This window comes from Occallatibacter savannae, from assembly GCF_003131205.1.
In the GTDB taxonomy this organism is placed as follows: domain Bacteria; phylum Acidobacteriota; class Terriglobia; order Terriglobales; family Acidobacteriaceae; genus Telmatobacter; species Telmatobacter savannae.
Genome location: NZ_QFFY01000003.1, coordinates 229,895 through 251,380, shown reverse-complemented (window position 1 = coordinate 251,380; position 21,486 = coordinate 229,895). Strand labels below are relative to the sequence as shown.

Below are 21,486 nucleotides of genomic sequence, written 5' to 3'. Positions count from 1 at the left end.
GTTCGTTCAGTCCGCCAGTTGGTGAGAGCAGGCCTCGGAACTTCCTGCAAAGCGCCAGATGGGTGAAAGTAACGAAGTAGCGCTCTCAACTTCAGTAGCTCCCACTCCATCCATTGCTATAGTGAGAGGGCATGCAATCCAACGCCGTAGCAGATCCTGTCGCCGCTGCGCCTTTCGCTTCGCGTTCCGGCGATCCATCTTGGCGTGTCCATGGCGCGCTGATCTGCTGCAGTCTGTTCTTACTCGCCTTCTGTGTTTTCGCGGCTCCGGCCGGCGCCATGAAGACTGCTCAGCCGCTCATCATCACTGCCGTGGTCCTCACGGCGCCATTGCTGGTTCCCGCAGCTCTCTTCCACGAGCGCAAGAAATGGGGGCATCGCGAGAGCGCACTGATGTTGCCCTGGACGCTCTGCATCGCGATGCTCATCGTTCAGGCAGCGCCGATCACTGCCACGTTTGCCTATCCCCTGCGCGACAATCTCTGGCGCAGGCTCGACGTGCATCTCGGTATCGACGTACCGGCCATCATCGAACTCGTTCGACATCATCCCGCAATCAATGCGTTGCTTATCAGAGCGTATGCATTCGCATTGCATCCCCTTGTGCTCTGCGCGATTCTGCTGCCCTCGCTGCTCGGCAGAAAAGAGGCTGCTCAGCAGTTTGTCCTGTCAAATGCCTTCAGCTTCGTTCTGGCTCTACCGCTCATGATCTTTCTGCCCGCGGTCGGCCCGTGGGTCGGTTGGGGTTTCCCGCCCGACAAGCTTCAGAAGGCCTGCGAAGCCACCATCTACGCCTTGCGGCACGGGTCGCTCAACATCCGCGATAACTTCGGTGGCATCGTCTGCCTGCCCTCATTCCATACTTTTTGGGCAATTGTTTCGGCGCAGGCTCTCTACCCGTTTCGTTACCTTCGTTACCCGGCTACCGTCGCCGCTGGCCTGATCACGGTCTCGACCATCACCACAGGTTGGCATTATGGAATTGATGTCCTCGCTGGAATCCTGATGGTCATCCTCTGCACAGTCCTGTCAAACATGGTCATTCGCGGCGGATGGCACAAACAGGGAAGCGGCTCAACTGCAAGCGACAAAAGAGCTTCAGGCACGCTGTGAAGCAGTTCTCCAGGCACCTTCGATAGCTTCTCCGCTTTGCACATCGCAACACTGCCGGCTTCGCCCGCCTCACTTCCGTCGCCCCCCGCAAGCCATCCACCATCAGCAGCGAAGTCGCCCCAACAAGGGTCATTTGGGAATAACACTTTGGTGTTATACGACCGGGTCGATGCTTCTTTGTAGATCAAGTACCGCGTTAGATAACTATCGTTACTACGGAAGTGGTATCCCCTTCTAACAGCGATTGACTTTAAATTAAACCAAGTGCTAAAACCAAAAGCACAACACTTGCTTCAAGCCATGCACGACACCCAGTCTTAGACTGGAACCCCAACCCAGGAAATGGAGATTTTTCAAATGAACACCATGATGATGAAGATGTACCTCGTTGCCAAGTCGCTGATCGAGCGCGAAGAAGGCCAGGACCTCGTTGAGTACGCCCTCGTTGTTGCTCTGATTGCGTTCGGCGCGATCACCGGTATGGGAGTTCTTGCGAAGGGCCTGAACAACGCCTTCTCGCAGATCTCGAGCACCCTCACCGCCAACGTGTAGTTGCGACAGGCAAGGCTCAGTCCTTGCCTGATTCCTTTAACCTTGAGACGCGGAAACAGCCTGGCTGTTTCCGCGTTTCAACTTTTAGCAGAGTTACCCTGACTCTCTATCTCTCCTGCCCGCTTCTCCTGACTCGCCAGTTACCCCGCTCCCCTAAATCGAAACCTCTCGATCTGCCGACCGCGTGATTGCACTTATGATGAACTTGCTATCCCGATGCTGCTCAAAACTCAAGCAATCGTTGTAGGCGGCTCCGCCTCCGGACGAACGAAAGTTCCGGCCATGGGAGTCCGCGCTTGGCAGCATGTTCTCCTGTTCGTCATCGCCTACGCGCTCCTGATGTCGCGCAAGCCAGACGCCTTTTTTCATGCCCAGTTCTGGGCCGAGGACGGCAGAGTGTGGTTCGCAGATGCCTACAACCTCGGTCCATGGCGCCCCTTCTTGCACACGGAGACAGGTTATTTCCAAACTCTCCCGCGCCTGGCCGCCGATCTTGCCCTGTTCGTTCCGCTGCTCTCTGCTCCGCTGGTGATGAATCTTCTCGCCGTTGCTGTCCATACGCTCCCCGTCAATCTCCTCATCTCCGACCGTTCGGCGGTCTGGGGAAGCCTGCGGATGCGCGCTCTCCTCGCGGCCGCATACCTCGCGATCCCGAGCAGTCCGGAGATCGCCGCCAACATCACCAATGAACAGTGGACACTCGCATTTTGCGCCTTCCTGCTGCTCGTAGGCTCCGCGCCGGCCTCACCTGCTATGCGGGCCCTCGACGTGTGCTGCATGCTCCTCAGCGGCCTTACAGGCCCGTTCTGTATCTTCCTGCTCCCCATCGCACTCCTGATCGCGTTTCGCCGCAGCGGCGCCTCGCGATGGATTCCGCCTTGCATTCTCGCAGTCTGCTCTGCGATCCAGTTCATCGGACTCACCGTCATAAGCCCAACTGCCCGCAGTCACTGGGGAGTCCTCGGCGCCCGCTTCGACCTGCTCGTACGCATCCTTGGCGGAAATGTCTTTATCGGAGCCATCATCGGATCAAACAACTTCGCCGGAGTTCCCGGCACCAGGGTTTTCATCATCCTTGCGATCGCCGCGGCCGCTGGATGCGCAATCGCTGCAGCCTCCCTGATCAAAGCCCCCCTGCCGATGCGGCTCATGGCACTCTATGCGGCTTTGTTGCTGGCGGCGGCGCTTGCTTTACCGTCCTCCTACGCGCCCCCCGGAACCGGCCAATGGGAGATGATCGCCAAGGCCGGCGCCGTGCGCTACTGGTTTTTACCCACACTCACGTTCATTTGGCTTCTTCTGTATGGCTTTACCGGCCGCAATCAAGTGCTCAAAGTCACATCCGCGGCCATCCTGTTCTGCCTCTGCATCGGGATCGAAATCCAATGGAAGCGCCCCGCCTTCCCGGATCTCAACTACCCGGCAGAAGTGCGCCGGATTGAAGCCGCCCCGCCCGGAACGGCGCTTTGGATTCCAATCAACCCTGATGGGTGGCACATGCGCATCATCAAGCGCGCAGACACAGGGTCGCGATGATGTTGCACATGGCAGCGCAGCCTCCCTCTCCGCCGACGTTCTCCATCATGGGGATCGAAGCTGGCCTGACGGTCCTCGCCGTCGCAGCATCCTTTGCCTGGCCCCGATTCGCCGGCAAACTCTTCGCCCGGCTGCGGAGGCACTTCGCAGCGTTGGCGCGAAAACGCTCTCTCGCGCTCCTCGTCGTCGGGCTGGCGACCCTACTCATCCGGCTCGCCGTCCTGCCCGTCCACCCCATCCCCATGCCGTTTGCCCCGGACGACTTCAGCAATCTCCTCGCGGCAGATACCTTCCTCCACGGCCGTCTTGCCAACCCCACTCCAGCCATGTGGGTCCACTTCGAGACCATCCATGTCGACATGCTTCCCACCTACGCATCCATGTATTTCCCTGCGCAGGGGCTCCTCATGGCGGCAGGGAAGCTGCTCTTCGGCCATCCCTGGTTCGGAATCCTGATCAGCGGCGCGTTCATGTGCTCAGCCGTTACCTGGATGCTTCAGGGCTGGCTCCCCCCCGCATGGGCCGTGCTCGGCGGCCTCCTGCTGATGATGCGTATCGCTCTATTCAGCTACTGGACGAGTACCTACCACACCGCCGGCCCCATCTGCGCCATCGGCGGAGCTCTCGTACTCGGAGCCCTGCCTCGCTTCAAGCGATCGCCGCACGCTCGCTATCTCCTCGCGATGGCAGCAGGAGCCGTCATCCTCGCCATATCTCGCCCCTATGAAGGTCTCCTCCTCTGCCTTCCAGTCCTCGTGGCCTTGGCTCACTGGCTGATCAGGACCAGGCGCCTTTCGATGCGGACTCTTCTTCTCCGGGCTTCCCCCGCACTGGTCGTCCTCATCGCGGGACTCGCCTGGCTTGGCTACTACGACTACAAAGCGTTTGGCAGCCCGCTCACCCTTCCGTACACCGTCAATCGCGCCACGTATGCCATGGCGACCTACTACGTCTGGCAAGACCCGCGTCCCGAGCCACACTACCGCCACGCCGAGATGCGACGCTTCTACACGGTCGACGAACTTGAAGACTACAACCGCAATCACTCCATCAGCGGTTTCTTCTTCATGACCACGGTCAAGGCGGTCCGCGCCGTGTATTTCTTCACCGGTGTGGCCCTGATTCCGCCGCTATTTCTTCTCCCGTGGGCGCTTCGCGATCGTCGCATTCGCTTCCTCGTCATCTCCCTCTGTGTGCTCGCCGTCGGCATGGCCATCGAGATATTTCTCATCCCGCATTACGTCGCGCCGTTCACAGCCGCCTTCTATGCCGTCGGACTCCAGGCGATGCGCCATCTCTACCATTGCAAGCCTGCCGGCCGCGCCATCGCTCACTCCGTCGTAGCTATCTGCGTGCTTCTGGCTTTGCTGCGCCCGTTCAATCGGCAACTCGGTTGCCCTATTCCTGAGAAGCCCGTCTCCACCTGGATCGTCAGCTGGTTCGGCCCTGATCACTTCGTCACCGACCGAAGCTTCGTCGAGCGCCAACTCCAGCAGCAACCCGGCCCTCAACTCGCCATCGTCCGCTATGCGCCTGACCACGATCCGCTCGATGAATGGGTCTACAACCAGGCTGACATCAACGCCTCCGAAATCATCTGGGCTCGCGCCATGGATCCCGCAAGCGACGCCGAGCTGATTCGCTACTACCCCAACAGAACGGTCTGGCTCGTTCAGCCCGACTCAATCCAGAACCGCCTTCTCCCTTACCCCTTGGCGCAACAGGTTACCGCAGTGCCACTTCGCTGATTCAAAACACCTTGAAAGATGGGAAAATAAACCAATCGGGGGTCAACCGCACTTGATCAATGGCAAAAAAGTCGCAGTCGTCATGCCGGCGTATAACGCCGAGAAGACCCTCGAAATGACGGTGCGCGAACTCTCTGACGTCGTCGACATCCGCATCCTCGTCGATGACTCCAGCAGGGACCAGACTGCCCAACTCTCCCGCGACCTCGGCATCACGACCTTCGTTCATGAACAGAACTACGGCTACGGTCGCAATCAGCAGACCTGCTATCGCGAAGCACTCGCCGCAGGCGCTGACATCGTCGTCATGGTTCATCCCGATTATCAGTACACTCCGCTGCTCGTCCCAGCCATGGCCGGTATGATCGCCAGCGGCGTATATGACATGGTCCTTGCCTCTCGCATCCTCGGCGGCGGCGCGCTTCGGGGCGGCATGCCCGTTTACAAGTACATCTCCAACCGTCTGCTCACGGCCTTTCAGAACGTGTTCCTTGGCGTAAAGCTCTCTGAATATCACACGGGCTTCCGCGCCTTCTCGCGTCAACTCCTTGAAGCGCTTCCCATCCTCGAGAACTCCGACGACTTCGTCTTCGACAATCAGATGGTCGCGCAGGCAGTGATGTTCGGCTTCAAGATCGGAGAAATCTCCTGCCCGACCAAATACTTCGAAGAGGCTTCATCCATCAATCTGAAACGCAGCATCGAGTATGGCCTCGGCGTCGTTGGAACCACACTCTCCTTCGTGGCACACAAGCTCGGTATCATCCACCTGCCCCGCTTCGACGCAAAAGGCCGCAAGGTCACGCAGCAGCTCTACTCGCAAGCTCCGAACCATTCCTGATCCAGGTTGCAGACCGCTATGCCCAATCTGCGCTCAAAGAGTGTGATCCTCATTCTGCTCTGCAGCGCATTCTCGCTCCTGGTGGGCAGAGCTCTCGATCAAAGTTCAGGCGCCGGCGTCTCCAGCTATCGCGCCGTCTACTATGGCGCACGCTGCCTCCTCCAGCACGCCGATCCGTACGATCCTGCTCAGTTCTCGCGCGTATACATGGCGGAAGACGCCGCTCTTCCCAGAGACCCTTCCCATAGACCGCCTTTTCTCAGAGCAGTGATGGTCTGCGTCAATCTGCCCACCACGCTCTTTCTCCTTCTCCCATTGGCTCTGCTCCCCTGGGGCCTGTCCCACCTGCTGTGGCTCGCCGCCATCGCGCTCAGTCTCACAGCGGCGGCCGTCCTGGCGTACGACCTCACACCGCAAACCGATTCTCATCTGCCGCTCTTCCTCGTCTGCTTCCTGATGGCGAACTGTGAGGTGCTTTTCACGGTGGCGAACACCGCCGGCATCGCCGTCGGACTTTGCGTGATCTCCGTCTGGTGTTTTGTTCGGAACAGATTCGAGGGTTTTGGAGTCGTCTGTCTCGCCATCAGCCTGGCTCTCAAACCCCACGACTCAGGCCTCATCTGGCTTTGGCTTCTCGCCTCCGGCGGGCTGCTTCGCAAACGTGCTCTGCAGACAGCGCTTTTTGTCGCCGCCATCGCCCTTCCCGCAGTGCTTGTCGTTGGGCAATCTTCTCCTCACTGGCGTTCCGAGCTTACCGCCAATCTTGCCGCGACCTCAGCCCACGGCGACATCAGCGATCCCGGCCCGGCTTCCAGCAGCCGGAAGGGAAGTGCCGACATCATCATCGACCTGCAGACAGTTCTAAGTTTGTTCAACGAGAACCCAGGCTTCTACAATCCCGCATCGCTGCTGATCGCCGGCGGCTTGCTCGTAGCCGTCCTGTTCCGCACGATCTGGAGCGGGGCCTCATTCCCGAATGCATGGTTTGCAGTCGCAGCTGTTTCTGCACTCACCATGCTTCCCAGCTATCATCGCCCCTACGACGCTCGGCTCCTGCTGCTGGCCATGCCTGCTACGGCGATGCTCTGGGCCACGCAAAACACGATGCAGAAGGCAACAGCCCTCCTCTCTGTCTTTGCAATCGTCTTCACCGCCGACATCCCACTTGCACTAGTCAGTATGCTCACTCACAATCTCGATCTGGCACGCATGGGTCTCGCCGAACGAGCGCTGCTCCTGCCCATAGTCCGCCCGGCTTCGCTTCTTCTGCTTCTACTCGCGATCTTCTTAACTCTCGTCTGCGCGCGCAGCCTGGGGATCCACGCGCGTGTTCGTAATGCAATGGCAACCCACGCCGCCATCAGCAAATAGTCCGGAAGAGAACAGGCCATGCAACCAGTCGAAAACACGGATCGGACAAAACGGCTGGTCGGGCTCTCTCTTGTTCTGTTGGCTTCGTCCTTCTTTGTGTTGATCGGCTTCACTCTCTCCCAGCGGCCTCCCGCTGGTTCCTGTGACTTCGGCGCGGTTTACTATCCAACACGCTTCCTCGTTCAACATCAAGATCCATACGTCTACCTGCAAAGCAGCTACCTCGCTTTCAAAGCCCAAGGCTATTTGCAGCCGGGTGCGATATCTGTTGCCGACCGGTTTTACATTCCCTGCGTCTACCCTCCCACCGCGCTGCTCGTCACCGCTCCGCTCGCGCTTCTGCCCTGGCACTCAGCCGACCTCGTATGGCTCACCGTTTCAGCGGCAAGCCTCGTCATCGGAGCCATCTTGACCTGGACGCTCGCTGCGGACTCCGCTCCCCTATTTGCCGGAGCCCTGATCGGTTTCATCCTCGTCAACAGCATCACGGTCTTGTTCGAAGCGAATGCGGCCGGTCCTGCCGTTGGGCTTTGCGCGGTAGCAGTTGCCCTATTTCTCAAGAATCGATTCTCTGCAGTTGCCATCATCTGTCTGGCAATCAGCCTCTGCCTCAAGCCCCATGACGGGGGACTCGTCTGGTTGTTTCTGCTGGTCTCTGGAGGCGTCCTCCGCCGGCGCGCGTTACAGACCCTGCTTGCTGTCGCCCTTCTCGCCATACCTGCAGTCCTCTGGGTCTCCCATCTATCTCCTGATTGGCCGCGAAAACTGAGCGGCAACATCGCCAGCCTCTCTGCGCGCGGAGGCATCAACGATCCTGGCCCGACCACGTACACAAGCCACGTCACGAACTCCGCGGTCAATCTTCAGACGTTCTTCTCTGTCTTCGTCGATAGGCCTGGCTTCTACAACGCAGCGACCTACCTCGTGTGCACCATTCTGCTCCTCTGGCTGCTGTGGATGACCGTCCGCGCCACCGGAACGGTCGCGCAGCAATACCTGGGACTTGCAGCGGTGACCGCCCTCGCGATGCTCCCCCTCTATCACCGCCACCACGACGCTAGGCTCTTGCTGCTAGCCGTGCCCGCCTGCGCCATCCTCTGGACCCAACGCTCAATCCTCGGCAAGATCGGCGTACTCATCGCAACCGTGAGCATCGCCGTTACCGGCGACATACCGAGAGCAATCCTCGAGAACCTTGATGCCGGCCACCACTTCACCGTCTCTACCCTGAGCGGCAAGTTACAGATGATCCTCTTCAACAGGCCGGCCGCGCTTGCCCTGCTCATCATGACCGTGTATTTCCTCTGGCTCTACACGCGCCGCTTGCCGGAACCGACCCACTCCGAGGCGGGCAGCCCGCAACTGAAAGCGGTGCAGCTTGGCTAACGCGAACGGTGCCATCGACCTCGATGGATCGAAGGCGAATCAAACGCTGACGCCCGCTCGCAGGCCTCGGCGCGACGGCCTCATCCTTCTCGCGATCGGTGCCGTCGCCTTCATCGCCATCGGTCTTGCCTGGAAGCATCTCTCTCTGATCGACATGGGCGACTTCAAGGTCGTCTACTACAGCGCCCGCTGCCTCCTCCAGCACGGCAACCCCTACAGCGAACAAGATGTCCTGCGCATCTACAACGCTGAAGGCCGCGAGCGCGCCACTGAGCCCGTGCTCGACAGGGAAGTGAAGACGCGCTTCTTCTATCCCCCAACGGCTTTCATCCTCACGATCCCCGTCGCCGCGCTCGGCTTCACCGCCGCCAAGCTCCTCTGGACAATCCTCTGCGCCGGTGTCTTCATCGTCGCTGCTCTGCTCATCTACGACGTGGCAGCCGATTACGCGCCGCTGCTCTCCGGTCTGCTCTGCGGTCTCCTCCTCGCAGGCAGCTTCTGGCTCTTCATGATCGGCAACTCCGCTGCCATCGCCGTCGGACTCTGCACCATCGCAACATGGTGTTTCTACCGCGAGCGCTTCATGGCTGCCGGCGTCCTATGCCTGGCCCTAAGCCTCGCGCTCAAGCCAAACGACTCCGGCCTCGTATGGCTCTTCTTCCTGCTCGTGCCCACCTTCCGCAAACGAGCGCTCCAATCACTCGCGCTCCTCGCAGTTCTCAGCTTCCCCTTCCTCATCTGGGTCACCCGCATCGCGCCGCATTGGCTTCCGGAGCTTCGCACCAACATGGCCTCCTTCTCCGGAACCGGCGGCATCGTGGATCCGGGCCTCACCGGCATGGCAGGCCGCAACATGGACTGCATCGTCCAACTCCAAACCGCCGTCAGCGTCTTTTTCGCTGAACCCGCTGCCTGGAGCATCATCACCTGGCTGATTTGCGCTCCGCTCCTGCTCTACTGGATCTACCGAACCCTCAGAATGCGCCCCACGGTCCCCGCCATTTGGCTCTGCCTCGCCGCAGCCGCCCCGCTCACGGTTCTCCCCACCTACCACTTTCAGCACGACGCCAAACTGCTCCTCATCGCCATCCCCGCCTGTGCCATGCTTTGGACCAAACGCGACCGCACGGCCCGGCTCGCTCTCTTCATCACCCTCGCCGCAATTCTCATCAACGGCGACATTCTCTCCGCCGCGCGCATCCTGCTCACGCGCAGCATCATCGTCCCCCAGGCCGGATTCCTCAACCACCTCGCCACGCTCATCCTCACGCGCCCCAGTCCGCTCATACTGCTCGCGATGGCTCTCTTCTACCTCGTGCAACTTCGCCCCGCCTCCACCGCCATCGCCGCAAGCCCTACACCGGAGGTGATCAAGTGAACATCACCGCCGAGCAAATCCTCACCAGCTTCGCCGCAACCCTCGCTTTCATTCCCGTCACCCTTTGCCCCGGCTATCTCGCCGCCTGGCTCACAAACCTCCACGGCTTCCGACGCCGCTCCCTCGTCGAGCGCCTCTGCTGGAGCATCCCCCTCTCCATCGCCGTCTCCACCATCACCTCCGTTCTCGTCAGCCGCTTCGCCTCACTCACCGCTGCGACTGCACTCATCCTCCTCTGCACCGCGGGCTGCGTGGCCGTCCTCCTCCAGGAACACCTCCATCTCCGCCGCTCTTCGCAGAAATGGCTCATCGGCCTCCGCCCCCTCGGCGCAACTATCGTCATCCTCGCCCTCTGCTTCATCGCCTTCGAAATCTTCTCCCTCGTCGACTTTCAGCGGGGCCAGTGCCTCTACCTCAGCCTCACCTTCTACGACATCGCCCCGCGCACCAACTGGGCCAACAGCGTTCTCCGCACCGGCGTGCCTCCAGCCAACCCCCACTACTTCTACCTGCACCCCGCCAATCTCCGCTACTACTACTTCTGGCTCGTCAACTGCGCCGTCGTCGCCAAATTCTCCCGCCTCCCCATGCGCTCCATCGTCAACGCCGGCTGCATCTGGTCGGGATTCGCCCTCACCGCTCTCACCGGCCTTTACCTCAAGCACTTCCTCAGCGTCGGCGCCCACCTGCGCCGCCAGTTCTACATCGCCGCGCTCCTTCCCGCCGTCGCCGGATTCTCCTTCCTCATCTTCCTCTGGAACATGATCGTCCTCCACATCCCTCCGCCGGGAGACGTCTGGTACGCCGGCCAGATCGCCGACCTCGTCAGCTTCCCGCTCTTCTATCCCCACCACCTCATCGGCATGACCCTCTGCATGTTCGCCTTCCTCCTCGCCTGGATCGCGCCAACACGCTCACACACCGAATCCTCAACCCGCGACATCAGCCGATCCAGAATCCCCACCGTCCTCTTCATCGCCCTCGCCATCGCCAGCGCCTTCGGAATCTCCGTCTACACCACCTTTGCCTTCTTCCTCATCTGCCTCTGCTGGGCCACCTGGCAAGTCATCCGGCACTCCTTCCGCTCCCCGCTCATCCTCCTCGCCGGCGGAGCCCTCTCGCTCCTCCTGCTCCTCCCTTACCTCTACGAAATCACGCATTCCCCATCCAAGATGGCCGCGGCCGCCTCCACCGGCCCCGCCTCCTCCTCATCCCCCGCCAGTAGCTCCCCATTTGTCCCCAGCATCCGCGAAACCATCCCCCCCGACCGCCTCGCCCGCCTGCTCCACCCCTCGAACCCAGCCTCCGCGCGCGCCCTCGCCAAACTCATCCTGCTCCCCGCCGGCTTCGCCCTCGAACTCGGCCTCTACACCATTGTCCTCGTCCTCTTCCTCCTGCGCCGCCGCCAACTCAAGCCGCCCCACCGAACCCTCCTCTTCATCGCCCTCGTCACCCTTCCCATCACGTCCTTCATCCGCTCCGCCGTCCTCGACGTCAACGACTTCGGCATCCACTCCGCCCTCTTCCTCCAGTACCCCCTCCTCCTCCTCGCCTCCGAACTCCTCATCGCCATCAAACTCTCCCGCCCCACCGCCACCCCAGCGTCTGCCTCCCCAACACCCGCCGCCACCCTCGAAACCACACGCGCTCTCGCCCCGAGACGCACCGCCACCTCGCAAGCAATGCGCGACACCGCCCCATCCTCCGCCGCCACATTCGAAACCACCACCGCACCTACCCCGAAACTCACCCAGGCCTCACCAGCAACGCACGAAGCCGCAAAAGCCTCGGGCCTCATCCTCCCTCCGCCCCTCCTCCGCTCCCTTATCACCCTCGCCATCCTTATAGGAATCCTCAGCTCCTGCTGGCGCGCCGCCGTCCTCCGCTTCCTCCTCCCCATCGCCGACATCTCCGCCTCCGCCGCCTCCAACCCCCAGGTCGCCGAACTCCCCCACAAAGCCTTCATCGCCTACAACGGCTACCGCCAACTCAACTCCCGCATCCCCCCCGACGCAGTCGTCCAGTTCAATCCTGGCGGTGAATGGATGTTTTGGAAGAACATTGATCTGGCCAACGTGGGCCATCAAACGGTGACGGTAAGCCATCACCTCTGGTGTGGGGCCGAACTCGGAGGCGATCCCTCCGGCTGTCCCGCTATAGTGCGGTCAGTTGTGCCGCTGTTCGACTACGCATCCGCTGCCCAGGCCCGTGCAGCCTGCAAACAGTTCCGAATCCACTACCTCGTCGCCTACTCCTACGACGCGCCGTGGAACGACCGCGGCAGCTGGGTTTGGAACCTTCCCGCCGTAGTCTCCGATCCTGATTTCCGTGCCCTCGATTGCCGTTAACCCGCGACCCGCGAATAGATCTCCGCAATCCGCGCGAGATACCCGGTCATCCCGCACTCTCGCCGAACCCACTCCGCACCCCGCCCGCCAAGCTTCCGCCGCAGATCATCATCCCTCAGCAGTTCCCCAATGTGCCGCGACATCTCCACCGCATCGATCGCGCCGCACACCCTGCCTCGCTCGTTCTTTCCCACAATCTCCGGCATTCCGCCAATCGGAAACGCCACAATCGGCGTTCCGCATCCCAGCGACTCCAGCGCCACATATGGCAGATTCTCGCCCAGTGATGGAATGACCGTCACGTCCGCAGCCCTGTAGGCCCGAGCCAAAGTCGCATCATCCTTTGCAAACGCAGTCACGCAAGGTATCGGATCGAGCAGCCGTCGAATCTTATCCGCCGAACGTCCCAGCAACAGCACCTGCTTATCCCCTGCGCTCTCCCTGATCGCTCTGACCCCAAGGCTGATCCCCTTATGCGCATTGCCCAGATCCGCTGCCACCAGCAGAACCACCGGCCAGCCTCCCGCCAGCCCAAAGCTCCGCTTCGCCTCGTCTCTGTCCATGGTCGCGTTCGCCGCCTCCGGCACCTCGGTCCCGTTCAGAACCTGCACAATCTCCGATCGCGGAAACACGCCCGCCCCTCCCGCAAGCTCCGCCATGTACCTGCTAGGACAGATCACTACCCGCGGCTGCGGCATCCACTTCTCCAGAAACCCGCGCGTCCTCCGCCATTTGAAGTTCTCGTGGTACCGCGGGTACGGAATATACCTGAGCGGCCCGTGCGACAGCCGCCTGGCCTCCTCCTTCGTGATCTTTCCCGTCAGGTTGTAGGTAATCCCCCGCGTCGGAGCCCATTCGTCGTGCAGCGTCCACACGCACGGAAACCGCAGCGTAAACTCCCGCAGCGCCTTCATCGAGAGCCACCCGCTGTGCACGTTGTGCATATGCACAACATCGAAGCTGTCCTTGCCCAGCCTGCCCAGCGCCTCAATCGACCCCCGATGCCGCCAGTCCGTCAGGTCGGGCACCGTCTCCAGCGCAAACAGAAACCGCTCCCACGGGCGCGGCAGGTACTTCACCCCGGCCGGCAAATCGCGGCGGTACTCCCCAATCCACATCTCCGTCTCGATGCCCATCCCAGGCAGCTTCTCAAACAGCTCCCGCGCACACCGATCCGCCCCCGTGCTGCAATACCCGAGACTGAGTTGAAGTACGCGCATCCGCTTCAAATCCGTTCTCACCTACTCCGTCGCGGTTGCAATCTGCACCCTCGGCTCCGATTGGTGCAAATGCCGCAACGCGCGTGGAACATAGAACGCCGTTGGAATGACTACGACGGGAATATAAGTCAGCAGCGTAGCCCACGGAATTGCCGCAATCCCGAACCGCTCCGTCAGATAAATCTTGGCCGCAAGACAGCTGACGCCACACACGATCGCAATAACAATCTGAAAGCGCACGATGTTCGCCCCGTTCATAAACATTGCGTTCGCGTTCCCGCAGCACTCAAAGACGCTCCAGATCGCCAGCCCCGCAAGAAGCGCAAACGAAGCGTGGAAATCCGGCCCAATCCACCACCTCAGAATCATCCGCGACGCCAGCAGGAGCACCGCAGCGCCTGCTGCGGAAAATGAAGACACAAACACAAGTGATCGAACCAGCGTCCGGCGCACCCAGCCAACATCTCCGCGCGAAATCGCCTCCGCGTATGCCGGCCACAATGGAGTTACGAGCATCCCCACCACCATCGCAATCACCCCGAACATACGCTGTGGAATCGAGTACTCCGGAACCCGTGCCACTCCCAGCACTCGCGCAATGATGACGTTGTCCGCCGAAAACGAAACCGCGACCGCCAGCTGCAGAACGAAAAAAAGCGTCCCATATCCCATGATCTGGCGCACACCGGCCTTCGTCACCAGCGCCAGCCTCGGGCGCAGATCCGGGCGGCTCAGCCCGAAGAAGTGAATCGTGTTGAGCGCGACAGCAAGCACCGGCGCTCCTGCCAGCACCGCCACCAGTAGCGGCAGCGAAGCTTTGAGATGAATGCCGGCAAGAACCCCGGCCAGGCTCACAAGGCTTCCTGCAAGCTGCCAGAGATGAGTGCGGAACCCCTCCTGCAATCCGAGCTGTGCCCGCTGCACGAGATCTAGGGGAATGTTCAGCGTGAAACAGGCCGCAAATACGATGATTGTGGTCGTCGTCTCTGCCCGCGCCCGGGCCGACGTTACGTGAAGAAAATCTGGCCAGGACAGCAGGTTGGCTGTGCCGGCGAATACCGCAAACAAGACAATCCCAACCAGTCCGAGGACCGAGAAACCGCTGGAGATGGCCCGCCGAATCGCTTCGTGATCATTCTTCCCATCGGCATAAGCAACCAGGTTCAGCACTCCGTTCCCGATTCCGAAATCGGCAAACGTCGCCATCGCCAGCATCGAGCTGATCGTGACCCACAGTCCGAACTGCTCCGTCCCAAGATAGTGAATCGTCAGCGGGATCGTAATCAGCGAAACTCCAGCTTGAACTAACCGCGCGAAAAAAGCGGTACCACCAGTGAACGCGGCTCTCCGCTTTCGAATGGAGGAACGATTCAGAGGCGAGTCGTGGCTTACGGAGGAGAGGGAGGCTCGATCCCAGATCCGCCGGATCTTACCCGCTAGTCCCATGTCATCTTCTTTGCGATTTGTGCTACTTGCCCAACACTCACTTGAGCGATGCAGTGTGGCTCGTCCCATGAACATGAAGGCCAGCAAGGCTCCAGTGGATCGGTCGGCTGCAGAACGGCGACCTTCGGACCGCATGGACGGAATCGAACAGGAGAGTTGGGATGTTCATCCGTGCATCTAGTGGGGAACGGACTTATAACAACCGTGGGGGTACCCAGTGCACCAGCAATATGCGCGGGACCCGAGTCGTTTCCTACAAAAAGCTTCGCGTTCGATAGCAAGGAGATTAGCTCGATAACTGTCGTTTCACCGGCGAGGGATACTGCACCGTGTCCAATCTGCTTTACAAGAGAATCGCAGAGATCGGAGTCGTCTTCGCTGCCGACGATGACAAAACTGATTGCATCCAAAGACCGGAGATAGGCGGCAAGCAATCCAAAATTCTGAAGTGGCCAACAGCGGAATTGCTTCGTAGCCGCGGGAGAAAACACTATGTAAGGTCTCTCACACAGAGCTTTAAGTTGTTCGCTGAGGTTCTCACTACTCAGCTTGCTCACTGATATGAGGCTAGAAATTGGATGTGTCGGGATCGAAACGTCACTGGGCGAATCAATCCGAAGATTCGAACGGCTCAGGACTCGTAGGTCGCGGAGCGTTTCGTGTTCGTGGTGCCCTCCAATGGCAACCTTGGTAAAGAATGCATCGAGGTCGTTTTTCCCATCCTCAACAACTCCGGAGTAACCGCAGCGTACTGGTGCTCCCGACAGATACACGAGGAAGTTTCCCCAGAAATCGTCTCTTCCCCATCGCGGATCGATCGCGATATCGTAATCCCTTCCCATCAACGAATTCCGATATAGCGAAATGAGGTTGTAAATACACTTATAGCTCGAGAGACCGGGCAACCTAACCGCACCGTGATCAAATCCGTAGACGGATGTTATCCAGGGGATGCGATCCAGCACGTCGACAGCTCGACTATTCACAACCACATCAAGTTCAGCAGCGGGCCATTCATGGCGTATTGCTTCCAGCATGGGCATCATTAGGATTACATCTCCAAGATTGCTCCCCGGGTACGCTACGAGAATGCGATCGATCCGTGAACTGCTGGTGGTTCTTGGATTGGAGAGCAAGCCGAGTCTCCTCAGAGCGCCAGTGAGAACCCGAAGCTTCCGAGCCGTGATCGGCTTTATTGAGAACCGATATAGACGCTCAATAAATGAAGTCTTGGCTCGACGAAACCTCATCGACGACTCGGACGACTGAGCCTTTACCAGACTCATACTCGGGCGACCGCCTTGATCTCATACGAGAAGATCAGCGGGCTTGAATGATGAAAGGCACTCCCGGTTATTTTGTTCCAGAAGTTGTAATTGGCCGCGTAAAGTCTCAGAAAAAAACGTTGAGCCGCCCGTTTCCAAACTGGCAGTCCAGATGTGCAGTCGATGTCGAGAAACTCGACGTCGTTGAATCCCGCGGCACGGAGCACGTAAAAGAGAGAACCCGAAGTGAAAAGAAAATGATGCGTAAAGTCCTCAAAGGCCCAGTAACAACCTGTGTTGGCTTGGGCATTTGGGACCATCAGGATGAGTGCTCCGCCTGGCCTGAGGAGATTCCTGATTTGTCGCAAGTGCTCGATCATCTTTTCTTTGGGAAAATGCTCCAGTACGTGACTCATGATAACGAAATCGAAAGATGCGGAGTGTTCCTCAAAGAACCCCGGTTGCTCGAAGCTATTGGTGCACTTCAAGCCTTGTGAGCGGCAAAATTCAATCGCCTCAGGCTCGATGTCGATTCCTTCAATCTCTCTGAGACCTGCTCGCGCGAGTGCCCGTAGCATCTGTCCGAAACCACAGCCAAAATCCAGTATTCTGGGATCATCGATCTCTTTGAGTACGGGATAGAGATAGGGTGGTAACTCAAAACTCGCATAGAATTCTGAACTTTGCCGTCGTAATGTGAAGTATTCCCGGTAGTCCATCTATTCCTCAGATCATTCGATACTCGCTTCACGAAAACACTACCCAATTCATCCACCTGCACCTCTTGAACCCATAGAACGGGCTGAGAAGCGCGATGATCGCGCACTGATACGGGAAGTAGAGCAACCCAAAGAGCAGCCCGGGATGATTGTGCCGAACTCGCTCCAGAGGATATCGCAATATCCGGTGCCAATACGTCAAAGGTATCTTTTCCTTTACGTACGTCTTGTATATCTCCTCCAGCTCGTACGTGATCTTCACTCCTCCAGTTGTTGTCTTGTTCTGCTCCCAGTGCAGTGCCCAACTCAGAGGCATCTCAATGAGCTTCCACGTGGCCCGAACCGACTTGAAGTACGTCCACAATTCCAAATCCATCGAATAGTGGTTCGTCTCATCGACCGGAGGCGTCCTTCTTTCAACCAGATGTCGCCTGTAGAAACAGCTCGGCTGCCCAAACGGCGCAGTAATCGGCAGAATGTCAATAAGTTCCTGAGATGGCTTCCAAATTCGGTCCGGCCACTTGCCCGTCGCATGATGCTCGATCGTGGTTCCCGCAACTACATCGATGTCCGGTTCATCCGCGAAAGTCTCGCCCACCGTCCTCAGCGCTCCCGGCAGCAGAACATCATCACTGCACAACCAGTTCAGGACCTCGCCCTTCGCCCGTGCGAACCCCTTGTTGATCGCATGCGATTGCCCGCGGTCCTTCTCGCTCACCCACCACGCGATCTTGTCCTCGTACTTGCGGATGATCTCGACGCTGTTGTCCTTTGACCCGCCATCCACAACCAGGATCTCCAGCTTCGGGTACTGCTGGTCGATCAGACTCTTCAACGTGGCCTCGATCGTTGCCCCTCCGTTGTAATTGGGAACGACGATTGAAATTGTGGGTAGATCGCCGGGCTGCAAGAACAAACCTCCGCTGCGTCAGAACTCGTTCGGAATCTTAGCCCGATCTTACGAAAAATTCCCGCATCCGCGACGGATCGCAGCGCGGAAAAAAGTGCCCTAAGTTTGCAGTCAATTAACCCCGTTTATGCCACCATTGAATCAGTACTCCACTAACTACGAGAACCAGCTCATCGGGCACTCACGAGGCGGAATATGTTTCAGCGAAGCTATCCTATGAAATATCGTGATATGGTACATCGGCACGTAACTCATTGTTTCTACCTATTTAGATGTCAAGAGCAAGGGAATGAACACCTTGCGGCCTCACATTGCCGCAGGTTGTTGAAAACAGGCAGGTGGGGGGAGGGGGGTGCATCGGTCCGAGCGGCAGAATTGCCTGCGTCAGCAAACTCTCACCCTAACTCCACTTAGCGGGTGTTTGCAATTTGCAGGAAATTATTCGCGTTTATGCCACCCTGGAATCAGCAGATCGTAAAATCTAACTCGCCTCGATTCAATATTTTGAGATAAGAGATGCTATATAAATAATTCGAGATGGGGAGGGGCCCCCGGTACCACTCTCCCGGTCGCGCATAGTGGGACAGTGCTCAGTCCAACGAAATCTCAACTTTCCGGAATGCGCCGCGCCCCCGCCCAAAGAGAGTCACGTCGGTCACTTCCCGACCATACGTTCTCAGTTTCATTTGTCTCGTAGCTGAGATATGCTCTCAAAAACGTCCAGCAAGCAGTTCCCCTTGCTTTTGAAGGAGTTGCAGATATGCCTGTGCTCGAGCGCCTCGAGGTTCCCACGCAGGTTCAGACCGGGTTTCAATCCCTTTCCATCATCCTTCCCGTCATCAACGAGACCATTTCGCTCGAGCGCACCGTCGAAATCGTCCTCCGCGACGCTCGTGAGTCCATCGCCGAGATCATCATCGTCATCTGCCGCAAAACGACCCCCGAAGCCCGCGAGGTCATCGACTCACTTTCGGCGCGCTATCCCAAACTCGTCATCGTCCATTCTCAGACCCTCCCTTTCCTCGGCGGAGCTCTCCGCGAAGCCTTCGACCTCGCCCGCGGTTCTCACACCGCTCTCATGGCCAGCGACCTCGAAACCAACCCCGACGAACTGGCCGAGATGATCGCAGTCTCCAGAAACCACCCTGACGCCATCATTCAGGCCTCTCGCTGGCGCAAAGGCGGCTCCTTCACCGGATACTCGCCCGTCAAGCTCGTCCTCAATCGCATCTTCCAGATGTTCTTCTCGGTCCTCTACGGCGCCCGCCTCACCGACATGACCTTCGGCTACCGCATCTATCCCACCCGCATCATCCAGAGCATCGATTGGCAAGAACTCCGCCACCCTTTCCTTCTCGAATGCCTGGTCAAGCCCATGCGGCTCGGGACGCCCGTCGTCGAAGTCACTTCCGTCTGGACCGCCCGCATTGAAGGCGAATCGCAGAACACCTTCTTCCGCAACTTTGTCTACTTCCGCACCGGCCTCAAAACGCGCTTCGCCGCCCGCAAATCTCTGCTCAAGCCCGGTGTTGTCCTCTAGGGTCGAGCAACACTGGAGAGCAGTTTGAAGAAGGTCATCGTCACCACCACCATCAATCCGCCCACTGAAGCCATCCGCAAATTCGACTCCATGCCAGACTGGCACCTCATTGTTGCTGGCGATCGCAAAACCCCGGAATACCGCCTCGAACGCGGCACCTACCTCAGCCCCGAAGACCAGGAGAAATACGACCCGCTCCTCTCCGAGGCCATCGGCTGGAACTCGATCCAGCGCCGCAACTTCGCCTTTCTCGCCGCGCACGACATGCACGCCGACATTATCGCCCTCGTCGACGACGACAACATCCCCTTCGAAGGCTGGGGACAAAACCTCCTCATCGGCCGCGAGGTCGAAGTCAACTACTATGAGACCGACCTCGACGCCTTCGATCCCGTCGGCGCCACCAACCACCCGCACCTCTGGCACCGCGGATACCCAATCCAGCTCATTCCGCGCCGCGACTACTACCATCGCACCCGCCGCACCGTCACTCCCGATGTGCAGGCCGACTTCTGGAACGGCGACCCCGACGTCGACGCCATCTGCCGCCTCGAACACGCCCCCGAATGCAAATTCGACGACTCATTCTTCCCCATGGCCGCCAACAAGCCCGGCCCCTTCAACTCCCAGAACACCTTCCTCGCCGGACACTGCCTCAAGGACTACATGGTGTTTCCCCACGTCGGCCGCATGGACGACATCTGGCCCTCCTACTACTTCCAGGCCCGCGGCTACCAGGTCATCTGGAACAAAGCCTCCGTCTACCAAGCCCGCAACGAGCACGACCTCGTCCGCGACATGCAGCAGGAGTACATCGGCTACGAAAACAACCTCAACCTGGTCCGCTCCGTCGCCCGCGACCCTGAGTCCATCACCCGCTTCATCCCGGGCCGCACCGCCTGGGCCTTCTCCCTCTACCGCCGACATTTCGAAAAAGGCTCATAGCTCTCTTTCACTCTCCGGGCGCGCAACTGACCTCAGAACTGAGGCCCATTTCCGTCCGATCCATCCCGCACCGAAGTACTACAAAAACAGTGTCCCTTCTGACTCGCCCCTCCGCCGTTCGTCCGCTTCGACGTTACAATCTACACAACCAACTTCGAAGTCGAGCCCCCTCTTGTGCCCAAACTGGATCTCATCGAGCTGCAGCGCTTCGTCCCCGCCGGAATCAAGTACCGGCTGAAGCCCTACTATCGCAAAATCTTCTCCAACAAGCTCGTCGTCCTTCTAAACCCAACATGGCGCTGCAACTACCGCTGTTCCTACTGCTGCATCGTTACTAAATTCGCCTACACATCCGTGGTCCCCAAAGCAGGCGAACGCTCCGGCCAGGAGTGGCTTCAGGGCCTCGAGAAGCTCCCTCCCGCGCTGATCTACCTTTGCGGCGGAGAGCCCTTTGTCTACGCCGATCTCCCGCTGCTCGTGAACAACCTGCCTGAAAAGCACTCCCTCGTCGGCATCGTCACCAACCTCTCGCAGCCCACCAGTGTCTACCGCAAAATCGAGCGCAAAATCCACCTCAACGCCAGCTTCCACCGCGAGCACACCGACGGCCCAGAGTTCCTCGCCAAAATCAAAGAACTCAGCCCCCACTTCCACATCCAGGTCAACATCGTCGCCACTCCCGAGAACCTCCTCGTACTCGAGCAGATCGCCGACGAGCTACACGCTGCCGGCGTCGAGCTGCACGTCGACCCTTACGTCGACATCGGCTTCCACTACACGCCCGATCAGCTCAGGATTCTGCATAAGCACATCACGCCAGACCGCCAGCCCGAGTCCCAGCTCGACTACGACGACTACTCGCCGAAACGCTGTTCAGCCGGCCGCAATTACATCAATTTCTCGCCCGATGGGTCCGCCTACACCTGTCAGGGTGGTATGAATTTCTTGCACTCCCCGCTCCACGCCGGAATGGCTCAAGGCAGGGAACTCGGCTACTTCCGGGTAGGGAACCTCTTTGATCAAGACTTCCAGCTCAATAAAGAGGACGTCCTCTGTTCCATGCCGTGCAATATTGCCTGTGACCGCGATTCCACCATCATTCGCGCGGAACAACTCGTCCGCTCCTGATTGCATGTCCGCCAAGGCGTGAACTTCCAGGGAACTTACGC

General features: G+C 59.2%; 17 protein-coding genes. 12 read left to right on the top strand and 5 right to left on the bottom strand.

The annotated features are described in order from the left end of the window. Nucleotides 1–131: 131 nt before the first annotated feature. The 9 genes from DHV10_RS12815 (at nt 132) to DHV10_RS12775 (ending at nt 12,272) form a co-directional block, all read left to right on the top strand. On the top strand, nt 132–1,112 hold the full coding sequence (locus DHV10_RS12815) for a phosphatase PAP2 family protein (RefSeq protein WP_109486770.1): 981 nt from the start codon (nt 132–134) through the stop codon (nt 1,110–1,112). Nucleotides 1,113–1,469: 357 nt separating this feature from the next. Beyond that, entirely contained in the window at nt 1,470–1,664 is a 195-nt protein-coding gene (locus tag DHV10_RS12810) for a Flp family type IVb pilin (RefSeq protein WP_109486769.1), read from the top strand. A gap of 216 nt (nt 1,665–1,880) precedes the next feature. Continuing rightward, the gene (locus DHV10_RS12805) at nt 1,881–3,200 is read left to right on the top strand and encodes a hypothetical protein (protein ID WP_109486768.1); all 1,320 of its coding nucleotides are present in this window, start codon (nt 1,881–1,883) and stop codon (nt 3,198–3,200) included. A gap of 8 nt (nt 3,201–3,208) precedes the next feature. Next, complete coding sequence (locus tag DHV10_RS12800; protein ID WP_162601485.1) at nt 3,209–4,948, top strand: hypothetical protein; 1,740 nt, start codon at nt 3,209–3,211, stop codon at nt 4,946–4,948. 52 nt (nt 4,949–5,000) lie between these two features. Continuing rightward, nucleotides 5,001–5,789 (top strand): glycosyltransferase family 2 protein, encoded by a 789-nt coding sequence (locus tag DHV10_RS12795; RefSeq protein ID WP_109486766.1) that lies wholly within the window; start codon nt 5,001–5,003, stop codon nt 5,787–5,789. 18 nt (nt 5,790–5,807) lie between these two features. Further along, nucleotides 5,808–7,160 (top strand): DUF2029 domain-containing protein, encoded by a 1,353-nt coding sequence (locus tag DHV10_RS12790; protein ID WP_109486765.1) that lies wholly within the window; start codon nt 5,808–5,810, stop codon nt 7,158–7,160. A gap of 18 nt (nt 7,161–7,178) precedes the next feature. Further along, entirely contained in the window at nt 7,179–8,546 is a 1,368-nt protein-coding gene (locus DHV10_RS12785; RefSeq protein WP_109486764.1) for a glycosyltransferase family 87 protein, read from the top strand. Continuing rightward, nucleotides 8,539–9,924, top strand: a complete 1,386-nt coding sequence (locus DHV10_RS12780) for a hypothetical protein (protein ID WP_109486763.1) — start codon at nt 8,539–8,541, stop codon at nt 9,922–9,924. Before DHV10_RS12785 ends, DHV10_RS12780 begins: the two co-directional genes overlap by 8 nt. Then, nucleotides 9,921–12,272, top strand: a complete 2,352-nt coding sequence (locus DHV10_RS12775; RefSeq protein WP_109486762.1) for a hypothetical protein — start codon at nt 9,921–9,923, stop codon at nt 12,270–12,272. Before DHV10_RS12780 ends, DHV10_RS12775 begins: the two co-directional genes overlap by 4 nt. Here DHV10_RS12775 and DHV10_RS12770 read toward each other — a convergent pair. The 5 genes from DHV10_RS12770 to DHV10_RS12750 all read right to left on the bottom strand — a co-directional run bounded on the left by DHV10_RS12770 (nt 12,269) and on the right by DHV10_RS12750 (nt 17,838). Next, nucleotides 12,269–13,492, bottom strand: coding sequence for a glycosyltransferase (locus tag DHV10_RS12770; RefSeq protein WP_109486761.1), 1,224 nt, complete (start codon nt 13,490–13,492; stop codon nt 12,269–12,271). The genes DHV10_RS12775 and DHV10_RS12770 overlap by 4 nt on opposite strands. Before the next feature lie 21 nt (nt 13,493–13,513). Continuing rightward, nucleotides 13,514–14,938 carry an oligosaccharide flippase family protein gene (locus DHV10_RS12765; RefSeq protein WP_162601484.1) on the bottom strand — a complete coding sequence of 475 codons (1,425 nt, stop codon included), beginning with the start codon at nt 14,936–14,938 and terminating at the stop codon, nt 13,514–13,516. Then, nucleotides 14,929–16,074 (bottom strand): glycosyltransferase family 9 protein, encoded by a 1,146-nt coding sequence (locus tag DHV10_RS12760; protein WP_162601483.1) that lies wholly within the window; start codon nt 16,072–16,074, stop codon nt 14,929–14,931. The genes DHV10_RS12765 and DHV10_RS12760 overlap by 10 nt, the downstream gene beginning before the upstream one ends. A gap of 146 nt (nt 16,075–16,220) precedes the next feature. Continuing rightward, nucleotides 16,221–16,922 (bottom strand): class I SAM-dependent methyltransferase, encoded by a 702-nt coding sequence (locus DHV10_RS12755; RefSeq protein ID WP_109486759.1) that lies wholly within the window; start codon nt 16,920–16,922, stop codon nt 16,221–16,223. 28 nt (nt 16,923–16,950) lie between these two features. Then, nucleotides 16,951–17,838 carry a glycosyltransferase family 2 protein gene (locus tag DHV10_RS12750; protein ID WP_109486758.1) on the bottom strand — a complete coding sequence of 296 codons (888 nt, stop codon included), beginning with the start codon at nt 17,836–17,838 and terminating at the stop codon, nt 16,951–16,953. 754 nt (nt 17,839–18,592) lie between these two features. Between DHV10_RS12750 and DHV10_RS12745 the strand changes: the two genes are divergently transcribed. The 3 genes from DHV10_RS12745 (at nt 18,593) to DHV10_RS12735 (ending at nt 21,445) form a co-directional block, all read left to right on the top strand. After that, nucleotides 18,593–19,372, top strand: a complete 780-nt coding sequence (locus DHV10_RS12745; protein ID WP_109486757.1) for a glycosyltransferase family 2 protein — start codon at nt 18,593–18,595, stop codon at nt 19,370–19,372. A gap of 24 nt (nt 19,373–19,396) precedes the next feature. Continuing rightward, nucleotides 19,397–20,317 carry a hypothetical protein gene (locus DHV10_RS12740; RefSeq protein ID WP_109486756.1) on the top strand — a complete coding sequence of 307 codons (921 nt, stop codon included), beginning with the start codon at nt 19,397–19,399 and terminating at the stop codon, nt 20,315–20,317. A 174-nt stretch (nt 20,318–20,491) separates the two neighbouring features. Further along, nucleotides 20,492–21,445 carry a radical SAM protein gene (locus DHV10_RS12735; protein ID WP_204101407.1) on the top strand — a complete coding sequence of 318 codons (954 nt, stop codon included), beginning with the start codon at nt 20,492–20,494 and terminating at the stop codon, nt 21,443–21,445. Nucleotides 21,446–21,486 lie beyond the last annotated feature (41 nt).